Below are 19,941 nucleotides of genomic sequence, written 5' to 3'. Positions count from 1 at the left end.
CGCACGCGACAGCCCGCCAGCCGTAACCGCGCCTTAAGCCGCGGCAGGGCAGTGTGGGGCATGGATCGTCGCGCACTGATCGGCCTCGCGGCCCTGAGCACCGCCCTCGTCGCCGTTGAGGCCGAAGCCTCGGGCAAGAGCGAAGGCGGCGGTGCGCCCGCTAACGCCTACATCCCCCTGCCCACGGCCACGGCCACCATCCTGCGCCGCGACGGCCGCCGGGGGGTGATGACGGTCGAGGTCGGGGTGGATGTGGCCGATGAAGCCCTGCGCGCCCGCGCCGCCCAGTCCAGGCCGCGGCTGAGCGCCGCTTTCAATGAGGTGGTGCGGCTGGCGGGCGAACGCATGCTGCCGGGCACGCCGCCAGACGTGGAATGGCTGAGCCGGGCCTTGCAGGCGGCCACGGACCGGGTGGTCGGCCGGGCGGGCGCGAAGCTGCTGCTCGGGACGGTGATGGTGGTTTAGGACCGCCCACACCCCTGTGGTCATCCCCCGGTCCGTTTCGCTACGCCGGAGGATGACGGAGGAGGGGGCGTCCGGGCGAAGCTTCAGTCCTGCGTCGGGCTGGGGCGGCTGGCGTCGCCATAGGTCATGGCCAGGAAGACGTCTTCCAGATTCGGGTCCTCGGTGGCGATGTCCTTGATGGTCACGCCCGCCGCGCGCACGGCGGCCAGCACCTGTTCGACGCTGGACTCGCCGGTCCGATATGTGACGACGAAGGCGCCGTGCGGGCGCGGGGCGACGGCGAAGCCGTGCAGGTGGGGCGGGACCTCCTGCGGCGTCTCGGGCGTCACCACAACATTGCGGGTGTCCAGACGCTTCAACAGGGTCCGGGTCGGCTCGCAGGCCACGACCTCGCCCCGGTTGATAATGGCGATGGTGTCGCAGAGCTCCTGGGCTTCTTCGAGATAGTGGGTGGTCAGGATGACGGTGACGCCTTCCTCGTTGATCTTGCGCACATAGTCCCACAGCTGGCGGCGCAGTTCGACATCCACGCCCGCCGTCGGTTCGTCCAGGATCAGGACGGGCGGATTGTGGACCAGGGCCTTGGCCACCATCAGGCGGCGCTTCATGCCCCCGGACAGGGCGCGGACATAGGCGTTGGCCTTGTCCGACAGGCCCAGCGCGGCCAGCAGCTCGTCCGAGCGGCGCTCGTCGGCAGGCACGCCGTAGAAGCCGGCCTGGACCTCCAGCGCCTCGCGCGGAGTGAAGAAGACGTCGGCGACGATTTCCTGCGGCACGACGCCGAGCGCGGCGCGGGCGTCGCGGGCCTCATGGTCGATGTCGCGGTCCCAGATGCGGACCGTGCCCTCGGACTTGTTCACCACGCCGGCGATGATGTTGATCAGGGTCGACTTGCCCGCCCCGTTGGGGCCCAGCAGACCGAACATCGAGCCGCGCGGCACCGTCAGGTCGACGCCGCGCAGGGCCGTCTTGGGCGGCGACTTCTTGTTGCCCGCATAGGTCTTCTTCAGGCCCCGCACCTCGATGGCGTTGACGGGCAGGGCAGGGGTCTCGGTCATGCGGACGTTCACTCAGGCGGCGGAAGCGTGCGGCATAGGTAGGGGGCCGAGCGCGGTTCGCCAAGGCGCTGTGACGCATGGTTTGGACAAGGTTGCGCGTCTTTGTGTAAATGATGCTTGACGTGGATTGTTTGTTTGTCTAGGTTCCTTGTCATAAAGACAACCTGCCTTGATGGAGAGACGCTCATGACCGCCCTGCAAGCCCAGATGAAGAAGCCTCTGACCAAGACCCGCCTGATCGGCTTCGCCGCTCTGGGCGTTTGCGCCGTCGGCTACACCGGCATGGGTCTGGCCCTGCTGGCGGGCAAGCTGGACTATCTGGACATGACCTATGCGGCCCTGCTGGCCGCCGTCGCCGCTTTGATCGGCGAGATCGGCCTGTGGGTCGGCGCCGGCTGTCTGGGCCTGACCCTGTTCAAGAAGCGCAAGGCCATGCTGGACAAGCTGTTCGGGCGCAAAGCGCAACCTTCGGAAGTTTGACCTGGAGAGCCGGTCCTTCTAGGGAAGGCGCGAGCCTTCCAGACCCGGACCGGACCCATGCCTCCCCGCCATACCGACGCTGTCATCCCCGCCCCCGAAGAGATCGTGGTCTCGTCCAAGCGCGTCGCTTGCGACGGCGGCGGCGTCCTCGGTCACCCTCTGGTCTATCTGGAGATGGGCGACGAGGACTCGGTCGAGTGCGGTTACTGCGACCGCCGCTTCGTCCTGTCGGCGCATTCGCACCCCGAGAACGAATACCTGGACCCGGCGGCCCGCCCGCCCGAGGCCCACTGAGCTATGCGCTATCTGCACACCATGGTCCGCGTGAAGGACCTGGAAGCGTCGCTGCACTTCTATCGTGACCTACTGGGCCTGGTGCAGACGCGCCGGATGGACAGCGAGGCCGGGCGTTTCAGCCTGATCTATCTGGCCGCGCCCCGGGACACGGCCCGCGCCGAAGCCGAGAAGTCGCCCGAGGTCGAGCTGACCTTCAACTGGGATCCCGAGGACTATCAGGGCGGTCGCAACTTCGGTCACTTGGCCTTCGAGGTCGAGGACATCTACGCCGCCTGCCAGCGTCTGATGGACGGCGGGGTGACGATCAACCGTCCGCCGCGTGACGGCCACATGGCCTTCATCCGCTCGCCCGACGGCATCTCGATCGAACTGCTGCAAGGCGGCGAGCGTCTGGCGCCGGCCGAGCCCTGGGCCTCCATGCCCAATGTCGGAGCCTGGTGATTTGACGACGGCGCGTCTGATCGTCCTGCTGGCTGCGACCGCGGTCCTGGCCGGCTGCGCCTCGGTGACCGAGACCAATCCGGCGCGGACGGCCACCGACATGCTGCTGGTCAACCGCGCCGCCGACCGCGCTGTCGAGGGGCTGACCCTGCCGATCCCGCAAGGCGCGCGTGTCTTCATCGACGAGACCTATTTCCAGGCCGAGAACGCTCGCTATGCACTGAGCGCCATCCGCGCCGCCCTCTCGGACGCCGGCTACGCCATCAGTCGCGATCGCGACAGCGCCGACGCCATCTTCGAAGTCCGCGCCGGCGCCCTGTCGCTGGAGCAGATGCGCCGGGTCTTCGGCATCCCCGATATGCGGGTGCCGATCAACGAGACGCTGAACGTCGTCTCCATCCCCGAGCTGTCCATCTATTCCAACCGCGATCGCATGGGCGTGGCCGAGTTTTCCGGCTTTCTCTACGACGGCCGCACCGGCCTGCCGCTGGGCGCGGTCGCGCCGATGATCGGCCAGTACAAGATCCGCAGCCACAAGGCCTTCATGGTCGTGACCTGGGGCCAGCAGCTGGCCCAGCCGGGCGAGCGCGATCCCGGCTCGAGCTGGAAAGAGTTCTGAGGCTTTCGTCCGTCGGCTGAGGCGTGTTAGGGCACGGGTGAGCATAAGTCCGCCCTCTCGTCGCCGTCCAAAGAGCCGCCCTTGTCCTTCTTCCACGCCGGTCCCGCGCCGAAAGGCTTCGGCCCTCGACCCGGCGCCCTGCGCGACGGGCTGGACCTGCATCCGGGCATGAAGGTCGGCCTGTTCGGCGGCTCCTTCAATCCGGCCCACGACGGCCACGCCCATGTGGCCGAGACGGCCATGCGACGTCTGGGTCTGGACCGGGTGGTCTGGCTGGTGTCGCCGCAGAACCCGCTGAAATCCAGCCACGAGACCGCGCCGCTTGCCGAGCGCATGGCCTCGGCCCGCGCCGTCGCGGCCAAGGTCGGCCCGGCCATGACCGTCTCGGATTTCGAGACCCGCATCGGCACCCGCTGGACCATCGATACGGTGCGGGCGCTGACGGCCCGCTATCCCGGCGTGAAATTCGTCTGGCTGATGGGGGCGGACAATCTGGCCAGCTTCCACAGGTGGAGGGGCTGGACCGACATCATGCGGCTGATCCCGGTCGCCGTGGTGTCGCGGCCCGGCAGCCAACTGGACAGCCGGGGGGCGCCTGCCGCCGCCCGGTTCGCCCGTTTCCGCATTCCGGCGGCTCAGGCGGGGCTGCTGCCCAGCCTGAAGGCGCCCGCCTGGACCTATCTGACGGCCCCGCTGAATCCGCGGTCCTCGACGGCCATCCGGCGGGGCGAGGCGTTGATTCCCGGCGATGGGTGACCTTTCGGCTGGGACGTGCTAGGCTGCCGCCTTTAGTAATCTCCCCTGGAGCCCTCCGCTGACCCCCTCGCCCGCGCACGATGCGCAAGACGCCGCCGTTTCCAACGCGGCCCATGAAATGGACCCGATGGATTCCGTCCATTCCGAAGATGGTCAGGCCGAAGGCCCCAGTACCGGCGATCAAGCCCCGCTTCCGGTCGGCCTGACCGAGCTGGAACGCGCCATTATCGCCAAGCTCGACGAAGACAAGGCGATCGACATGGTCCTGATCGACCTGCGCGGCAAAAGCCCGATGTCCGACGCCATGATTGTGGCTTCGGGCCGGTCGAACCGTCACGTCGGCGCCCTGGCCGACCACCTGCTGCGCCTGTTCAAGGATCTTGGCCTGGGCAAGGTCAAGGTCGAGGGTCTGCCGCACTGCGACTGGGTGCTGCTGGATGCGGGCGACGTCATCGTCCACCTGTTCCGCCCTGAAGTGCGCACCTTCTATAATATCGAGAAGATCTGGGCCATCGACAGCGCCCACCGCGGCGCTGGCGCCGCCTGATCCCCGGACTGAGCTGACTCCATGAAGCTGGCGATCGCGGCCATCGGCAAGCCGGGCCGCGGTCCCGAGGCCGCCCTGGCCGACGACTACGCCCGACGGGCGACCCTTGCGGGTCGTCCGTTGGGGCTGGGTCCGCTGGAGCTTCTGGATCTCGAACCCCGCAAGCCGGGCAAGGCCCCCGAGGCCGAGCTGTTGCTCGCCGCCGCCGAGGGCGCGCACCTGATCGCCTGCGATGAGCGGGGCAAGACCTATTCTTCGCGCGCCTTCGCCGACCACATCGCGACCCTACGTGATCAGGGTGAGCGGCGTCTGATCTTCGCCATCGGCGGGGCGGACGGTCTGGACGAGAGCGTGCGCCGGGCCGCCCGTTCGACCCTGGCCTTCGGGCCTCAGACCTGGCCCCACGCCCTGGCCCGCGCCATGCTGGCCGAGCAGCTCTATCGCGCCGTGACCATCCTGTCCGGCTCCCCCTATCACCGCGACTGATGCGCCGGGGGGCGGGGGTTGTTCTGATATCGACGGGGCTGGCCATGATGCTGGCGGGCCCTGCGTCGAGCCAGCGCACGGCCGCGCCCAATCCTGAACTGACGCGGCTTCAGGCCGAGTATCGCGACGAGACCGCGCGCGCGCGACGTCTGCGCGCCGAGGCGGCGGCCGCTGGCGACGAGGTGGTCTATCTGGACCGCCAGCTGGCCGAACTGCGCCGGGCCGAGGCCGAGGACGACGTCCAGCTGGAATCCCAGCGCGCCCGGCTCAAGGAACTGGGCGACCGCGAGGCCGCCCTGGTCGCCGCCCTGTCCCGCGAACGGGCCGGGCAGGGGCGTCTGTTGTCGGCCCTGCAGATGATGAGCCGCAAGCCGCCGCCGCCCCTGCTGATCCCGGCGGACAAGGCGGTCGACACGGTGCGCGCTTCCATCCTGATCCGCGCCATGACGCCCGAGTTGCAGGCCCGCGCCAGGAGCCTGGTCGGGCGTCAGGCCGAGGTGATCCGCATCCGCCGCCTGGCCGCCCTGTCCAGCGAACGCCTGTTCACCGTCGAGAGCGCGCAGGGCGATCGCCGGGCCGAGATCGAGAGCCTGTCGTCCCGCAAGGTGGCCCTGAGGGCTGTCCTGCGCGCCGAGGCCGCTCGGGCCGAGCGCGCGACCCGGTCGCTGGAGGCCCGAATCCGCGAGCTGGGCGGCCAGACGCCTGTGGTGGCCGAGGCCGCCGTCGAGGCCCCCGCCGCCCGTCTGCCCGCCGGGCGCAGCCGCCTGACAGCCCCGGTGCAGGGCGCGCCGTCTCAGCGCTTCGGCGGCGGCTCGAGCGGCTGGCGCTGGCGTTCCAGCCACGAGGTCATCGCTGCGCCTGCGTCCGCCCGTGTCGCCTACGCCGGGCCACTGAAGGAGTGGGGCGAGGTCGTCATTCTAGACCTCGGGCCCGGCTGGCGCGTCGTCGTGGCCGGTCTGGATCAACTGTCGGTGGACACCGGTCAGCGCGTCGCCGACGGCCAGGCCCTGGGCCGCACCGGCGAGGACGGCGAGGCCTATTTCGAGTTGCGCCGCGACGAACGCCCCATCGACCCCGCGCCCTGGCTGCAATAGCGACTGCAATCGGCCGGGCTTCCGCGCGAAAGTCCTTTCAAATCCGCGCGGACGCTGATTGTATCGCCCTATCTGGCGTGGGCGTCTGACCGCCTTGCGCCGCCCTGGACGACCGGAGCCCGCGCGGATCCGATGGAAAGACACCGAATGCGTAAACTGCTTCTCATCGGCTGCGCCGCCCTGGCCCTGGGCGGATCGGCGGCGGCTGTCGCCAGCCAGACCCCGCGCAACGAGACCTTCCGCATGCTCCAGATGTTCGGCGACGTGCTGGGCATCGTCGAGCAGGCCTATGTGGTGCCGGTCGACAACAAGAAGCTGATCGAGGCCGCCCTGCAGGGGATGATGACGGCGCTGGATCCGCACTCCAACTATCTGCCGCCCAAGTCCTATGGCGACCTGCGCGAGCGAACGACGGGCGAATATTCGGGCGTGGGCCTGACCATCACCTCCGAGGGCGGTCTGGTGAAGGTCATCTCGCCGATGGACGACAGCCCTGCCGGTCGCGCGGGCGTTCAGGCGGGCGACGTCATCAGCGCCATCGACGGCCAGAACGCCGCCGGCCTGACCGTGTCCGAAGTCTCCGAGAAGCTGCGCGGCGCCATCGGCGCCAGCGTCACCGTCACCTTCCTGCGCGACGGCGAGGAGCCGCGTGAGGTCGTTCTGACCCGCGAGGTCATCAAGGTCGAATCCGTGACGGGGCGTCTGGAAGGCGACTTCGGCTATCTGCGCATCTCGACCTTCAACGAGAACACCGGCCGTGAGCTGACCGAAACCATCGAGCGTCTGAAGCGCGAGAAGCCGGGCATCAAGGGCTATGTCCTGGACCTGCGCAACAACGGCGGCGGCTTGTTGACCGCCGCCATCGACGTGTCCGACACCTTCCTGGAACGCGGCGAGATCGTCAGTCAGCGCGGCCGCAAACCTGATCAGATCGAACGCTACGCCGCCAAGCCTGGCGATCTGACCGGCGGTCTGCCGGTCGTGGTCCTGATCAACTACGGCTCGGCTTCGGCGTCGGAAATCGTGGCCGGCGCGCTGAAGGATCAGGAGCGGGCCACCGTCGTCGGCCTGACCAGCTTCGGCAAGGGCTCGGTGCAAACGGTGATCCCGTTGCGCGGCGGCGCGGACGGGGCCCTGTCGATCACCACGGCGCGCTATTACACGCCGTCGGGCCGCTCGATCCAGAAGATCGGCATTGAGCCTGATCTGGAGGTGGCGCGCTCCGAGGCTGAGGCCCGCATCGTCTCGCGCTCCAGCTTCATCTACTCCGAGGCGGCCTACGCCACGGCGCTGGACTCCTCCATCGGGGCCGAGCGCAAGGGGCCGCACACGCCGCACGAGGCCCCGGGCAAGGACTTCGACAAGACCAAGGACTATCAACTGCAACGTGCGCTGGACGTGCTGCGCGCCGGCGGCGACCTGACCAGGCTGGCCGCCGCGCCGGACACCGTCGTGGTCACCGCGCCGGGGACCAAGCCGATCGAAACCGCCGAGGCCGACACGGACGCGCCGTCCGACCGCCCGACGCGTGGTCCCGAAATCACGCCGGGCAATGAGCCGAAGAAGGACTGACCGTTCTTCGCCGACGTGGTGAATGGCGCGTTAGGGTTTCTTAACCGGCGCTGGGGATAAGTGAGGGTCGAGGAGAGCCGCGCCGTGCGGTTCTCCTGTCTCATCTCCGTCGTTCGAGCGCCGCCCGTCCATGTTCGCCAAGCGCCAGTCCGCTCTCGCCGCCGCCGCCGGTCTGCCGCCGGAGGAGCGCGCGCGTCTGAGCCTCGACGTCGTCGTCGCCGCGCTGAAGAAGCCGCCGGTCGCCGTGGGCGCGGCAGGCGCCTTCCTTCTGGCCGCCGGGGTTCTGTTCGTCGCCGTCATGGGTGATCCGCGCGCTGGCGCGCCCTCGGCCCGGGTGGCGCTGCAACGCCCCGCCGTCGCTGACGTCGCCCCGACGGGCGCCGACGCCTTCGCCATGAGCGGGCTCGACCTCTATCAGGACCTGGGCGATCCGGCGCTGCTGGACCCCAACGGCGCAGCCGGGGGCGAGGCCCTGATCACCCTGCCGGACGGCGCCAGCGTGGCGGGCGGCTCGGCCATCGCCGCCCCGGTGCGCGCGCCCTCCAATCCCCTGCCCAAGGCCCCGATCGCCGGGTTGTTTTCGCCCGGCCCGAACGGTCCCCTGCCGCGCATCGCGCCCGACGGCCGCGTCCCGGCCCAGGCCTATGCCCGTCCGTTCCGGTCGAACGGCAAGCCCATGGTGTCGCTGGTCGTCGGCGGCCTGGGCCTGAACGCCGTCACCACCCGCGCGGCCATCGAGCGTTTGCCCGCCGAGGTGACCCTAAGCTTCGTCCCCTATGCCGAGGGCCTTCAGGCCTGGATCGACATGGCCCGCGCCCAGGGGCACGAGGTGATGATCGAGCTGCCGATGGAGCCGACCGGTTATCCCGACAACGATCCCGGCCCCTACACCCTGCTGAGCAGCGGCGGCGCCGACGACGTCGAGGCCAAGCTGGACTGGCTGCTGGGCCGCGCCACGGGCTATTTCGGCGTGACCAACTACCTGGGCGATCGCTTCGCGACCTCGGACGAGGGCATGGGCGCCATGCTGGCCGTGTTGCGTCAGCGCGGCGTGGCCTTCCTCGATGACGGCTCGATGCGTCGCAAGCCGGGCGCCTTCGCCCGCGCCAGCGCCGACCGCATCATTGACGAGAGCCAGAGCCCCGCCGCCATCATGGGTCAGCTCAACGCCCTGGAGGCCGCCGCCAAGACGCGCGGCGCGGCGCTGGGAACCGGCTTCTCCTATCCCGTCACCGTCGAAGCCGCCGCCCGCTGGACGGCCGGGCTTGAGGCGCGTGGTCTGCAACTGGCCCCGGCTTCCGCCATGACCCGGCGTCCAGGACGCTAGAAGGCCTCTCTAGACGAAGGCGGTCGACAGGCAGGCGGCGCCGAACGAGGTCACCGCCAGGATCAGGAGCAGGCCCTCGAAGGGGGAGAGCGTCCAGGCCGAGCGTCTGCGGCGGGTTCTGATGTCCATCGATGCCTCTCGCAACTGAGTATGACCTTGAGGGCCAGGCCGGGTGCGCCACGGATCGGCAGCGGCTGGCCATAGAGGCTTCGCCACAGGGCGTTCATTGCACGGTCGGCGTCCCCCAAGGGTTCCATACGCGCATTGGCCATCGCCGGGCGCGCCTTGTCCCCCTCATTTGATAGGGGGTGTGGATAACGTCGATTTTTGTGTTTGGCGGCAAAGGGGTGGCAGCGATGCCCTGTGGATCATCCCTGCGTCGCGGCCTCACGGATGCGGCCGACCATGCTGTTCAGGCCGTTGGCGCGTTGGCGGGTCAAGGCGGCGGGCAGGCCCAGCCGGTCCAGGGCCGCGCGGGCGTCGAAGGCCAGGATCTCGGCGGGCAGTCGGCCCGAGTAGAGCTTCAGCAGCAGGGCGATATTGCCCTTGGACAGGGCGCTGTCGCTGTCGGCGTCGAAGAACAGCCGCCCGTCGGCGCGGCGGGTCGACAGCCAGACCTGGGCGGCGCAACCCGGCACCTTGTTGGCTTCGACGCGGGCCTCCTCGGGCAGGGGCGGCAGGCCCTTGCCCAGGTCGATGACGTATTCAATCCGTCCTTCCCAGTCGCCCAGCAGGTCGAACTCCTCGACCAGTTCGGCCAGGGTTTCGTCGAGGGTCAGGGCGGGCAGGGCGTCGGTCGCGGTCATGGGGCGGACATAGGCCCCGGCGGTCCCGACGACAACCATTGCACTCGCTCGGTCGGATTTGATTTCGCGCCGTTTTGGGACAGTCGCCCGCCAGGCGAGCAGCCTTTGGTCGGCCTTGGTCGAGGGCTAGACTGCGCGGTTGAATCAACCGTCTCAAAGGCCCGGATTGAAGCCGCCGCCCGCCCTGTTCGAGCCGATCCGATCGCCCGAGGCGCCTGACGCCCGGGACGGCGCCGCCGTGGCCGCCTGGCACGCGGCTTGGGCGGCGGCGGTCGGCCTGATGGCGCTGGGCGGCGACTGGCTGGGACGCGGGGCGCCTGGCGGAGCGGTGGAGCTAGGGGCGTCGGCGGCCCTGACCATGGCGACGCCGGGTTTGCTGGGGTTGTTGGTGCTGGCCCGCGACGGGCGGTCGGTGCGGGCCGCCTTGCTGGCGGCCTGGTGCCTGGCCGCCATGTCGGCCTCCGCCCTCTCGGGAGGGCTGACGGGGCCGTTGGGCGGCTTGGTCTTCATGCCCATGATCGCCGCCGTGGCCCTGGGGCCGTCGCGATGGGTCCTGTTCGGGGCGCTGGGGTCGGCGCTGGCGGCGCTGGCGGGATTGATCGCGGCCGGCGTCAACGGCGCGCCGCAGGCCGCGCCCGGCATGGCGCCCGGCATGGCGGCGGTCTCGGCCCTGCTGACGGCGGGGGCGGCGGCTCTGGCGTTTCGGATCAGCGGGGGCGTCCAGCGGCGTCGTCTGTCCGCGGTCGAAGGCGCGGTGTCGCAGGTCGAGACAGTGCTGGCGGGACAGCCCGGCCTGACTCTGGTTCTGGACGCCTCGGGCGCCGCCTTGGCGGCCTATGGCGCGGCGCCGGCGGCGTTGCCGGTCGACCCTCTGTTCGAGGACGGACTGGTCGCGGCCGTCCATGCCCCGGATCGCCCGACGGTGCTGGCCGCCTTGGCCAAGGCCGAGGCGGGTTCGGAGGCCCAGGTGCGCTTCGCGCCGCGTCTGGCGCTGGACCGTCGCATCCAGCTGGTCCTGCGTCGGCTGGAGACGAGGGCGGGCGAGCCCGCGCGGCTGATCGCCGTGGCGCTGGACGCCACTCTGCAGCACGCCCGCGAGGAAGGCCTCGACGCCGCCCGCGCCGAGGCTGAGGCCCAGAACGCCGGCAAGTCGCGCTTCCTGGCCCATATGAGCCATGAACTGCGCACGCCGCTGAACGCAGTGATCGGTTTTTCCGACATCATGCGCCAGCAGCTGTTCGGGCCGATCCCGCCCCGCTACGTCGAATACGCTGACGCCATTCACAAGGCCGGCGGCCATCTTCTGGAGCTCATCAACGACGTGCTGGACGTCAGCCGCATCGAGGCGGATCGTTATGAGCTCAATATCGAGCGCTTCGACGTGCGCGAGACGGTTTCGGCCGCCCTGGCCCTTGTGCGGGTTCAGGCCGAGGACAAGGGCGTCGACCTGGCCGCAGTTCTACCGCCCGACGCCCTGACCATCGCCGCCGACCGCCGCGCGGTGAAGCAAATCTTGCTGAACCTGCTGTCCAACGCCGTGAAGTTCACGCCGTCAGGCGGATCGGTCACCGTCACCGCCGAGGCCCTGGGCCCGATGCTGGAGCTCGGGGTGGCCGACACCGGCGTCGGCGTCGCGCCCGAGGACCTGGCCCGGCTGGGCCGCCCCTTCGAACAGGCGGGCGGCGTCGAGCAGAGGGCGCAGGGGACGGGCCTTGGCCTGTCGCTGACCCGCGCCCTGGTCGAACTGCATCAGGGGACGATGGCCATCGACAGCACCCCGGGCGAGGGCACGGCGGTGACCGTTCGCCTGCCTGTCGTCGTCGCTCGCCCCGCCGTGGACGGCGAGGCCGAGGTCATCCCCCTGAACCGCAGCGCCTGAGCCGGGACCCGGCTAGCGCTCATCCTTGTAGATGCGCCCGTCGCGCATGACGAAGGCGACGGTCTTCAGCGTCGTTACGTCGCTCAACGGGTCGCCCGCCACAGCGATGACATCGGCGCGTTTGCCCGGCTCCAGCGACCCCACCTCGTCGGCCAGGCCCAGCAAGTCGGCGGCGTTGACGGTGGCCGCCTCAATGGCGGTGGCCGGCGTCATGCCGTTCTTGACCATCAGCTCGAATTCGTCGGCGTTGCGGCCGTGCTTGGACACCCCCGCGTCGGTGCCGAAGGCGATGCGGACCCCGGCGGGCACGGCGCGTTGCAGCGACTGACCGGTGATCGAGATCCGCCATTGGATCTTGGGCAGGACCTCGGGCGGGTAAGCCTCGGGATCGGCGGCCAGGCGTTCGGTGTAGCCGTTCACCGTCGACAGGGTCGGCACGTAATAGGCGCGGGTGCGGCGCAGCAGCTGCAGGGTCTCGTCGTCGAAGATGGTGCCGTGCTCGATCGAGTCGGCGCCCATGCGCAGGGCCAGGTTGATGCCGTCGGCGCCATGGGCGTGGACCGCGACCTTCTTGCCGTAGAGGTGGGCGGTGTCGATCAGGGCCTTGGCCTCGTCGTCGAACATCTGGGCGCCGAGGCCGGCGCCGATGCGGCTGTTGACCCCGCCGGTGGTGGCGATCTTGATGACGTCGACGCCGCGGCCGACCTGCAGCCGCACCGCCTCGCGGCAGCTTTCGGCGCCGTTGCAGACGTTGTCGTGGGCCACGTGCTCGCGGAAGTCGTCATTGAAGCCCAGGCGGGCGTCCATGTGGCCCGAGGTGGCCGAGATGCTGTTGCCGGCGTCGATGATGCGCGGTCCGGGCAGGCGGTGGGCCGCCGTCTCCTCGCGCAGGGCCAGGGTGACGCCGCCGGTGTCGCCGAGGTTCCGCACGGTGGTGAAGCCCGCCATCAGGGTCTTCCGCGCGTTCATGGCGGCGCTGTAGGCATGGACCGGCAGGTTGTCGGTGATCTCGGACAGGAAGCCGGCCTGACCGGCGAGATCGGACACCAGATGCACGTGGCTGTCGATCAGGCCGGGCAGGACGAAGCGCTCGCGTTGATCCACCACGGTCGCGCCGGGATAGCTGGATGCGTCGACGAAGCCGTCGCGAATCTCGGCGACCTTGCCATCGCGCACCACGATGGTTGAAGGGCCGCGCGGCGCCCGCCCGGGCTGGTCCAGCAGCCGCCCCGCCTGAATCAGGGTGACGGCGCCGGTGCCCGGTGCAGCGGTCTGGGCGGCGGCGGGCAGGGCGCCTGTCAGCGCTGCGGTCAGGGCCACGGCGCAGACGGCGCCGGTGAGAATGGTCTTCATGGTCGAAACTCCCCCTCGAACTCGAGGGGGAGTTAAGCCGTGCGCGAGGCCCGACGCCAGTCTCTAATCGGCGTCAGCCGACCGCGCGCAAATGCGGACCGTCGACTGCGCCGCGATCCAGACGGAAGCGGCCGACCTGCTGGTTCAGGCTGACGGCTTCGTTGGCCAGTTGGCGGGCGGCGGCGGTGGCCTCTTCGGTCATGGCCGCATTCTGCTGGGTGATGTCGTCCATTTCGCCCATGGTGCGGCGGACGCGAGCCAGACCCTCGGCCTGTTCCTGGGCCGAGCCGGCGATGCCGCCGGCCAGGCCGTCGATGGCCACGACACGGCTGCCGATCCGCTCCAGCGCCTCGCCGGTGCGTTCGACCAGATCGACGCCGCGCGCCACCTGGGCCGAGGAGGTCGAGATCAGGCTACGGATTTCGCCCGAGGCCTCGGACGAGCGTTGGGCGAGGGCGCGGACTTCCTGGGCCACGACGGCGAAGCCGCGGCCGGCGTCGCCGGCGCGCGCCGCCTCGACCCCGGCGTTCAGGGCCAGCAGATTGGTCTGGAAGGCGATCTCGTCGATCAGGCTGGTGAAGCGGGCGATGCCGGTCGAGGACTCGGCGATGGCGTGGATGGCTGAAACCGCCTCGCCGACCACCTGGCTGCTTTCCTCGACGTCGACGCGGGCGGCGGCCAGGGCCTCGGCGGTCTGACGGGCGTTGTCGGCGGTCGAGGCCACGGCGCGGGCGATGGCGTCGGCCTCGTTGACCGTGCGCTCCAGATTGGCCGCCTGACGCTCGGTGCGGCTGGCCAGGTCTTCCGAAGCGGTGGCCAACTGGTTGGAGCCGGCGCTCAGGCTTTGAACGCTGTCGGCCACGGCGCGGACGGCGGTGCGCAGGGCGCGGGTGGCGGCGTGGAAGTCGTTCTGCAGGCTGCGGTACTGTTCGGGGAAGACGCCCGGAATGGTGGTCGACAGGTCGTTCTCAGCCAGGTCGTGCAGGGCGGCGCCCAGGGCGCGGACCACCTCGGTCTGACGCGCCTCTGCCTCGTCGTGGGCGGCCTGAACCTTGTCGCGCTGCTCCTGCAGCACGTCGAGGTAGATGGAGATGGCCAGGTCCATGTCCAGCATGACCCGCTGGGTCAGCTCGGCCACGGCCTCGGCGGTGACGCGGTCATGTTCGCGCTTGTTGGCCCAGAACTTCCGGGGACGAGCGGCGATGGCGCGGGTCAGGTGGGCCAGGATGACGCTGTAGCCGCCGATGTACCAGCGCGGCTCAAGCCCGATGCGGGCGTGGACGTGGCCGATGGCACGCACGGACTTGGCGTAGTCCTCGTCGGCGCGGCCGTCGATGATGGCGTCCCAGTGGCGCTCCTGCGCCTTGCTGGCGGCGGCGATGTGCGACTCTTCGCGGAAGAAGCGACGCGTGGTCGGCTCGGCGCGGACGCGGTCGTAAAAGGCGGCCAGGGCTGCGGGGGCTTCCCGGCGCAGCAGCGGTCCCATGGCGCGGTAGGCCGCCGAAGCGGAGCCCAGGCCCATGAATTTCATGCGATGTTCGATTTCGACGCCCGCCATGTTCGAGGTTCTCTACGCAACGCTAATGCGGCGCAGGGGAGCGCGCCTGCTTGTCCCTTTGAACCTTAGGGGTATTGCGGCCCTTAAGAGAGGAGTGCGTAGAATCCCGTAAGCTCCGGCTGAAGGTCTGTGAGGCGTCTCATATAAAGATATCCTTATGTGTTGATTGCCCCGGCGGGCGGGGCGCGCTATAGCGGCGCCTTGAAAATCCTCGCCGCGAGAACTCCCGCATGACCGACTACATCGTTCGCGACATTTCCCTGGCCGATTTCGGCAACAAGGAAATCGCCATCGCCGAAACCGAAATGCCGGGCCTGATGGCGCTGCGCGACGAGTTCGGCGCCGCCAAGCCGCTGAAGGGCGCCCGCATCGCCGGCAGCCTGCACATGACCATCCAGACTGCGGTTCTGATCCAGACGCTGGAAGCCCTGGGCGCCGAAGTGCGCTGGGCCTCGTGCAACATCTTCTCGACCCAGGACCACGCCGCGGCCGCCATCGCCGCCAATGGCACCCCGGTCTTCGCCACCAAGGGCGAGACCCTGGTGGAGTACTGGGACTACGCCCACAAGATCTTCGAATGGGCTGACGGCGGCTACCCGAACCTGATCCTCGACGACGGCGGCGACGCCACCCTGCTGTGCGTGCTTGGCCCGAAGGCCGAGAAGGACATCTCGGTCCTGTCGAACCCGCAGAACGAGGAAGAAGAAGCCCTCTTCTCCGTCATGAAGCGCTACATCGCCGAAAAGCCCGGCTTCTACTCGGCCATCCGCGACGCCATCGGCGGCGTGTCGGAAGAGACGACCACGGGCGTCCACCGCCTGTATCAGATGGCCGAGCGCGGCGAGCTGCCCTTCCCGGCGATCAACGTCAACGACAGCGTCACCAAGTCCAAGTTCGACAACCTGTACGGCTGCCGTGAGAGCCTGGTCGACGCCATCCGTCGCGGCACCGACGTCATGCTGTCGGGCAAGGTCGCCGTGGTCTGCGGCTACGGCGACGTGGGCAAGGGCTCGGCCGCTTCGCTGCGCAACGGCGGCGCTCGCGTCATCGTCACCGAAATCGACCCGATCTGCGCCCTGCAGGCCGCGATGGAAGGTTACGAAGTCCAGACCCTGGAAGACGTCGCCGACAAGGCCGACATCTTCGTCACCACCACGGGCAACAAGGACGTCATCCGCGTCGAGCACATGCGCGCCATGCGCAACAACGCCATCGTCTGCAACATCGGCCACTTCGACTCGGAAATTCAGGTCGCCGGCCTGAAGAACCTGAAGTGGGACGAGATCAAGCCGCAGGTCCACCACATCGAGTTCCCGGACGGCAAGAAGATCATCCTGCTGTCGGAAGGCCGCCTGGTGAACCTGGGCAACGCCACGGGCCACCCGTCCTTCGTGATGTCGGCCTCCTTCACCAACCAGACCCTGGCGCAGATCGAACTGTGGACCAACGCCAAGTCCTACGAGAACCAGGTCTACACCCTGCCCAAGCACCTGGATGAGAAAGTCGCCTTCCTCCACCTGGCCAAGCTGGGCGCCAAGCTGACCAAGCTGACCCAGGAACAGGCCGACTACATCTCGGTCCCGACCGAGGGTCCGTTCAAGCCGGAACACTACCGCTACTAAGGCCCGCCCAAGGCCTAAAGCAGAAACCCCGCGCCGACGACGGCGCGGGGTTTTTCTTTGCAGGCAGGCTGGCCTCAGGCTGCGTCGCGCGGATCGTAGGCGTCGACTTCGCGGCCCATCAGGCCGGTTTCGAAGTCCATGAAGATGTCGATCAGTTCGTCGACCCCGACAGGCGGCGCCTTTGGGCCGAAACGGAAGCGCCAGAAGCTGACGATGTGCTGCACCGCGCCGAGTTGGTCGCCCAGACGCGCGAACAGGGTCGGGGCCTCCAGCAGGAAGTCGCGGAAGGCCAGCGGATTGCCGTTGCGGGTCAGGCCCGCATAGGCGTCGTCGTAATAGCGCAGGGTGCGGCTGACCTCTTCGCAGGTCTTCATGATGCGGCCGCGCAGGACGCCACGGCCGCGGTCGATATACTCCTTGGCGGCGCGGTCGCTGGGGCCGACGGGCTTCACCGTCCCTACCTCGTCGGCGACGTGGACGATGTCAGCCATCAGGCTGGCCAGGGTCCACTTGTAGTAGAGGAAGCCCTTCCAGCAGAAGACGCCCTCCTGATACTGCTCGGGTTCCAGCCTCAAGGTGGCGCGCAGGGCCTCCAGCCGGTCGCCGGGGGCATTGGACAGGATCTTGGTCGCCATGCGCGCGGTCGAGCCGACCGCCGCTACGCCGCCGCCCATGCTGAGCGTGACCAGGGGCTCGATCTCGGCCTGAACAAAGGTCAGCATCCGCTCCAGGTCGGCCTCGCTGAGCGCGAAATAGCAGGGTGCGGCGTCCACCTCGCCGCGACGCAGTTGCTCGCGCAGCAGGAAGGGGTCCAGCGACGGCAGTTGGTCCATCAGCCGCAGGGTCTTCAGGTCGGGGTGGTCGGGTTGGATCCCGAACGCCTCCTGCATGGCGCGCTCGAAGCCGATCTGGTTGACGAAGACGAAGCGGCCCCCGGTCTTCAGGTCGGTGCTGTCGATGGGCACCACTACCTTGGTCGCCACCTGGCGGCGGCCGGGGAAAGAGTCGGTCTCGTTGCGCCGCAGCCGGTGCTTGATGATCAGCGAGGTGTTCAGCGCCGGGGTGCGGAACATGGGGCGCTCGGCCCAGTCGTCGGTCTCGCCATGCTCGTCAAAGACCTTGAGCAGGTTCAGCACGCGCGCCGTGGAGGCGGTGCGGCGAAGGTGTTCCAGATTGCGGACGGCGCGATCAGTCATGGCGGTCAGACTGCCCGGCAAAGATGACTAACGGCTTAGCTGCAAAGAAAGAGGGCCGCCTCGGTCGAGACGGCCCTGTCAGTTTGGGGAGGAAGGTAGAAATCAGAAGGTCGTCGTCACCGACACCCAGAGGCGACGCGGCTCCTGGTTGTTGGCGTATTCCGGCGCGTAGGCGACGGGCGTGCCGTAGGGCTTGAGGCTGACGAAGTCCTTGTTGAACAGGTTGTAGATGGTGGCGTTGATCGTGACCCGATCGGTCACGTCAAACGACCCGCCCAGGTGGAACAACTCATAGGCCTTGTAATCGCCCCAGGCGTCGCGGGCCGCGCCCAGACCGCGGAAGCGCTCCGAGCGGTACTCGCCGCGCAGCCACAGATTCATCTTGTCCGTGGCGTTCCAGCGCAGGCTGGCGTTGACCATGTGCTCGGGGGTGTCGGTCAGGGGCTGACCCTTGGCCGCGCCCGACTTCTGTTCGCTGTCTGTGTAGGTGTAGTTGCCCGACAGGGTCCAGTCGGGGGCGAAGCGCCAGCGCGCCGCCGTCTCGACGCCGCGCGTGACGGCCTCGTCGACGTTCACCTGCTGGCTGAAGGTGGCGTAGTTGGCCCAGAAGCCGACGTCGGTGCAGCCGGTCTTGTTGTAGGTTCCGGCGTCATATTCGGCGCGGGTCAGGCCGAAGGTGCAGTTCACGACCGGCGTGCCGGTGGCGATCTTGTCCTGGAACTCGTTGTTGAAGACCGTGACATTGGCGCGGAAGGTCGAGCCGTTGTCATAGAAGACGGCGATCTCACTCGAGGTCGAGGTCTCGGGCTTCAGGCCGGGCGAGCCCAGCAGGGGCAGGCGGCCCTGCGAGCCGAAACCGTTGATGCCCTCGGCCAGCTGTTCCAGGCGCGGGGTCTTGAAGCCTTGGCTGACGCCGCCCTTGATGGTCCATTGCTCGTTGGCGTTCCAAACCAGATAGGCGCGCGGGCTGAAGTGCGAACCGAACTTGGAATGGTCGTCGTGGCGGGCGCCCAGGGTCAGGGCCAGGCTGTCGGTGAAGCGCCACTCGTCCTCGGCGAACAGGGCCCACTGGGTGTGTTCGAAGGTGCCGGGGGCCACGCCGTCTTTCATCTCGGCGTCCCAGTACTGGCCGCCGACGGTGAAGGTGTGGTTGCGCCACTGCGAAAACAGCTTGGTGTCGAAGATGGTGTTTTCCGACACCAGGTTGCGCGCGCCGCCGGCGCCGGCCACCCCGTTGGGGATGATGCGGCCGATGGTTTCGGTCTTGCCGAAGGACAGGTTGGATTCCAGCACGCCGAAGGGCAGGCGCCAATTGTGGGCCAGGGCGTACTGGTCGCGGTTGAATTCCAGCGCATCGCCATAGCCGCCGGCGGTGGTGTTGGTGCCCATCTGGCCCTTGGCGTTGTCGTACCACTGGCGCGACACGTCCACGTCCAGCCACAGGTCGTGGTCGGCGTGCGGGGTCAGGGTCAGGCGTCCGCCCAGGGTCCAGATCTCGTTCTCGGTCGAACTGCGGCCAAAGCCGGTGACGGGGGTCTCCACGCCGCCGACGTTTTCGAACTTCAGGTTCGATTGCTCACGCGTCAGATATGAGCCGCGTAGCGCCAGGCCCAGCAGGTCCTTCACCAGCGGGCCGTTGGCGTAGAAGTCGCCGCCCCAGATGTCGCCGAAGTCGCCGTCGCCCTGCAGAGTGTAGTTGGCCGAGGCCGAGCCGCCCCAGACGTCGCCGACCTTGCGGGTGATGATGTTGACCACGCCGCCCATGGCGTCCGACCCATAGAGGGTGGAGACGGGGCCGCGCACCACCTCGACACGCTCGATGGCCGAGACCGGCGGCATGAAGCTGGACGAGGTCTCGCCAAAGCCGTTGGGCGTCACGCTGCCGGCGGTGTTCTGACGGCGGCCGTCGATCAGGATCAGGGTGTAGTCCGAGCCCATGCCGCGGATGTTGATGGTTTGACCGCCGGTCTTGCCGACGGCGGCGCCCACGTCGACGCCTTCGATATTGGTCAGGATTTCGGCGATCGAGGTGGCGCGCATCTCCTCGATGTCTTGCCGCGGCACGACGCTGATCGAGGCCGGAGCCTGGGCGATGCGTTGTTCGAAACCCGAGGCGGTGACGACGACGTCTGCGACGGTGGTGGTCGCCTGACGCTGCTGTTCGGTCAGATCCTCCGCCGATGCGGCCTGACCCGTGGCGAGAACGGCCAGCGCGGATGCGGCCAGCAGGGTCGAGCGGCGAGAGACGGTGAAGGAAGACATGAATGGCCCCGGTTGTTTTGCGAGCGCTTCTCAACAGCACGAGCGGCGGTGTGACAATGGGGGTGTGCGAATACGTCGCAATTGCGCAATGGGGTCCGGGCCTTCGCAAGCGCTGGCGCAGGC

Annotated in this window: 19 protein-coding genes; 13 read left to right on the top strand and 6 right to left on the bottom strand. The window is 68.7% G+C overall.

The window, feature by feature from the left end:
- Positions 1–60 precede the first annotated feature (60 nt).
- A complete protein-coding gene (locus ACIQTU_RS14910; protein ID WP_400548806.1) occupies positions 61–465 on the top strand; it encodes a Tat pathway signal protein in 405 nt (134 codons plus the stop codon).
- An 83-nt stretch (positions 466–548) separates the two neighbouring features.
- Here ACIQTU_RS14910 and ACIQTU_RS14905 read toward each other — a convergent pair whose 3' ends face one another.
- Positions 549–1,523: an ABC transporter ATP-binding protein gene (locus ACIQTU_RS14905; RefSeq protein ID WP_400548803.1), complete on the bottom strand. Its 975-nt coding sequence runs from the start codon at positions 1,521–1,523 to the stop codon at positions 549–551.
- A 186-nt stretch (positions 1,524–1,709) separates the two neighbouring features.
- Here ACIQTU_RS14905 and ACIQTU_RS14900 point away from each other — a divergent pair, with 186 nt between their 5' ends.
- The 10 genes from ACIQTU_RS14900 to ACIQTU_RS14855 all read left to right on the top strand — a co-directional run bounded on the left by ACIQTU_RS14900 (position 1,710) and on the right by ACIQTU_RS14855 (position 9,142).
- Positions 1,710–2,003 (top strand): hypothetical protein, encoded by a 294-nt coding sequence (locus tag ACIQTU_RS14900; RefSeq protein ID WP_400548800.1) that lies wholly within the window; start codon positions 1,710–1,712, stop codon positions 2,001–2,003.
- A gap of 57 nt (positions 2,004–2,060) precedes the next feature.
- Positions 2,061–2,297 carry a zinc-finger domain-containing protein gene (locus tag ACIQTU_RS14895; RefSeq protein ID WP_400548797.1) on the top strand — a complete coding sequence of 79 codons (237 nt, stop codon included), beginning with the start codon at positions 2,061–2,063 and terminating at the stop codon, positions 2,295–2,297.
- Between the two features lie 3 nt (positions 2,298–2,300).
- Positions 2,301–2,741 (top strand): VOC family protein, encoded by a 441-nt coding sequence (locus ACIQTU_RS14890; protein WP_400548794.1) that lies wholly within the window; start codon positions 2,301–2,303, stop codon positions 2,739–2,741.
- 1 nt (position 2,742) lies between these two features.
- Positions 2,743–3,360 carry a DUF6655 family protein gene (locus ACIQTU_RS14885; RefSeq protein ID WP_292085425.1) on the top strand — a complete coding sequence of 206 codons (618 nt, stop codon included), beginning with the start codon at positions 2,743–2,745 and terminating at the stop codon, positions 3,358–3,360.
- An 81-nt stretch (positions 3,361–3,441) separates the two neighbouring features.
- Positions 3,442–4,116 (top strand): nicotinate-nucleotide adenylyltransferase, encoded by a 675-nt coding sequence (locus ACIQTU_RS14880; protein ID WP_400548791.1) that lies wholly within the window; start codon positions 3,442–3,444, stop codon positions 4,114–4,116.
- 118 nt (positions 4,117–4,234) lie between these two features.
- Positions 4,235–4,663 carry a ribosome silencing factor gene (gene rsfS / locus ACIQTU_RS14875; RefSeq protein WP_400548788.1) on the top strand — a complete coding sequence of 143 codons (429 nt, stop codon included), beginning with the start codon at positions 4,235–4,237 and terminating at the stop codon, positions 4,661–4,663.
- A gap of 21 nt (positions 4,664–4,684) precedes the next feature.
- Complete coding sequence (gene rlmH, locus ACIQTU_RS14870) at positions 4,685–5,149, top strand: 23S rRNA (pseudouridine(1915)-N(3))-methyltransferase RlmH (protein WP_400548785.1); 465 nt, start codon at positions 4,685–4,687, stop codon at positions 5,147–5,149.
- 44 nt (positions 5,150–5,193) lie between these two features.
- Complete coding sequence (locus ACIQTU_RS14865; protein ID WP_400548782.1) at positions 5,194–6,243, top strand: murein hydrolase activator EnvC family protein; 1,050 nt, start codon at positions 5,194–5,196, stop codon at positions 6,241–6,243.
- Between the two features lie 147 nt (positions 6,244–6,390).
- Positions 6,391–7,815, top strand: coding sequence for a S41 family peptidase (locus ACIQTU_RS14860; RefSeq protein ID WP_400548779.1), 1,425 nt, complete (start codon positions 6,391–6,393; stop codon positions 7,813–7,815).
- A gap of 130 nt (positions 7,816–7,945) precedes the next feature.
- Positions 7,946–9,142, top strand: a complete 1,197-nt coding sequence (locus ACIQTU_RS14855) for a divergent polysaccharide deacetylase family protein (RefSeq protein WP_400548777.1) — start codon at positions 7,946–7,948, stop codon at positions 9,140–9,142.
- A 368-nt stretch (positions 9,143–9,510) separates the two neighbouring features.
- Here ACIQTU_RS14855 and ACIQTU_RS14850 read toward each other — a convergent pair whose 3' ends face one another.
- On the bottom strand, positions 9,511–9,948 hold the full coding sequence (locus tag ACIQTU_RS14850; RefSeq protein WP_400549000.1) for a SufE family protein: 438 nt from the start codon (positions 9,946–9,948) through the stop codon (positions 9,511–9,513).
- 166 nt (positions 9,949–10,114) lie between these two features.
- On the opposite strand from ACIQTU_RS14850, the gene ACIQTU_RS14845 reads away from it, so the two are divergent.
- Positions 10,115–11,827: a sensor histidine kinase gene (locus ACIQTU_RS14845; protein WP_400548774.1), complete on the top strand. Its 1,713-nt coding sequence runs from the start codon at positions 10,115–10,117 to the stop codon at positions 11,825–11,827.
- 12 nt (positions 11,828–11,839) lie between these two features.
- On the opposite strand, the gene ACIQTU_RS14840 is transcribed toward ACIQTU_RS14845, so the two are convergent.
- Positions 11,840–13,180, bottom strand: coding sequence for an amidohydrolase family protein (locus tag ACIQTU_RS14840; RefSeq protein WP_400548771.1), 1,341 nt, complete (start codon positions 13,178–13,180; stop codon positions 11,840–11,842).
- A 73-nt stretch (positions 13,181–13,253) separates the two neighbouring features.
- Positions 13,254–14,738 carry a globin-coupled sensor protein gene (locus tag ACIQTU_RS14835; RefSeq protein WP_400548768.1) on the bottom strand — a complete coding sequence of 495 codons (1,485 nt, stop codon included), beginning with the start codon at positions 14,736–14,738 and terminating at the stop codon, positions 13,254–13,256.
- A gap of 230 nt (positions 14,739–14,968) precedes the next feature.
- On the opposite strand from ACIQTU_RS14835, the gene ahcY reads away from it, so the two are divergent.
- The gene (gene ahcY, locus ACIQTU_RS14830) at positions 14,969–16,360 is read left to right on the top strand and encodes an adenosylhomocysteinase (RefSeq protein WP_400548765.1); all 1,392 of its coding nucleotides are present in this window, start codon (positions 14,969–14,971) and stop codon (positions 16,358–16,360) included.
- A 74-nt stretch (positions 16,361–16,434) separates the two neighbouring features.
- Here the strand turns inward: ahcY and ACIQTU_RS14825 are convergent, their stop codons facing one another.
- Complete coding sequence (locus ACIQTU_RS14825) at positions 16,435–17,556, bottom strand: hypothetical protein (protein ID WP_400548763.1); 1,122 nt, start codon at positions 17,554–17,556, stop codon at positions 16,435–16,437.
- A 102-nt stretch (positions 17,557–17,658) separates the two neighbouring features.
- Positions 17,659–19,818 (bottom strand): TonB-dependent receptor domain-containing protein, encoded by a 2,160-nt coding sequence (locus ACIQTU_RS14820; RefSeq protein WP_400548760.1) that lies wholly within the window; start codon positions 19,816–19,818, stop codon positions 17,659–17,661.
- Positions 19,819–19,941 lie beyond the last annotated feature (123 nt).

It is taken from the genome of Brevundimonas sp. NPDC090276, assembly GCF_044772165.1.
Classification (GTDB): Bacteria; Pseudomonadota; Alphaproteobacteria; order Caulobacterales; family Caulobacteraceae; genus Brevundimonas.
This window is presented reverse-complemented; position numbering and strand designations above follow the sequence as displayed.

Excerpts from the sequence above, each read along its gene's own strand:
- ACIQTU_RS14910 (WP_400548806.1), top strand. The coding sequence starts at position 61 with ATGGATCGTCGCGCACTGATCGGCCTCGCGGCCCTGAGCACCGCCCTC.
- ACIQTU_RS14905 (WP_400548803.1), bottom strand. The coding sequence starts at position 1,523 with ATGACCGAGACCCCTGCCCTGCCCGTCAACGCCATCGAGGTGCGGGGC.
- ACIQTU_RS14900 (WP_400548800.1), top strand. The coding sequence starts at position 1,710 with ATGACCGCCCTGCAAGCCCAGATGAAGAAGCCTCTGACCAAGACCCGC.
- ACIQTU_RS14895 (WP_400548797.1), top strand. The coding sequence starts at position 2,061 with ATGCCTCCCCGCCATACCGACGCTGTCATCCCCGCCCCCGAAGAGATC.
- ACIQTU_RS14890 (WP_400548794.1), top strand. The coding sequence starts at position 2,301 with ATGCGCTATCTGCACACCATGGTCCGCGTGAAGGACCTGGAAGCGTCG.
- rsfS (WP_400548788.1), top strand. The coding sequence starts at position 4,235 with ATGGACCCGATGGATTCCGTCCATTCCGAAGATGGTCAGGCCGAAGGC.
- rlmH (WP_400548785.1), top strand. The coding sequence starts at position 4,685 with ATGAAGCTGGCGATCGCGGCCATCGGCAAGCCGGGCCGCGGTCCCGAG.
- ACIQTU_RS14865 (WP_400548782.1), top strand. The coding sequence starts at position 5,194 with ATGATGCTGGCGGGCCCTGCGTCGAGCCAGCGCACGGCCGCGCCCAAT.
- ACIQTU_RS14860 (WP_400548779.1), top strand. The coding sequence starts at position 6,391 with ATGCGTAAACTGCTTCTCATCGGCTGCGCCGCCCTGGCCCTGGGCGGA.
- ACIQTU_RS14855 (WP_400548777.1), top strand. The coding sequence starts at position 7,946 with ATGTTCGCCAAGCGCCAGTCCGCTCTCGCCGCCGCCGCCGGTCTGCCG.
- ACIQTU_RS14850 (WP_400549000.1), bottom strand. The coding sequence starts at position 9,948 with ATGACCGCGACCGACGCCCTGCCCGCCCTGACCCTCGACGAAACCCTG.
- ACIQTU_RS14840 (WP_400548771.1), bottom strand. The coding sequence starts at position 13,180 with ATGAAGACCATTCTCACCGGCGCCGTCTGCGCCGTGGCCCTGACCGCA.
- ACIQTU_RS14835 (WP_400548768.1), bottom strand. The coding sequence starts at position 14,738 with ATGGCGGGCGTCGAAATCGAACATCGCATGAAATTCATGGGCCTGGGC.
- ahcY (WP_400548765.1), top strand. The coding sequence starts at position 14,969 with ATGACCGACTACATCGTTCGCGACATTTCCCTGGCCGATTTCGGCAAC.
- ACIQTU_RS14825 (WP_400548763.1), bottom strand. The coding sequence starts at position 17,556 with ATGACTGATCGCGCCGTCCGCAATCTGGAACACCTTCGCCGCACCGCC.
- ACIQTU_RS14820 (WP_400548760.1), bottom strand. The coding sequence starts at position 19,818 with ATGTCTTCCTTCACCGTCTCTCGCCGCTCGACCCTGCTGGCCGCATCC.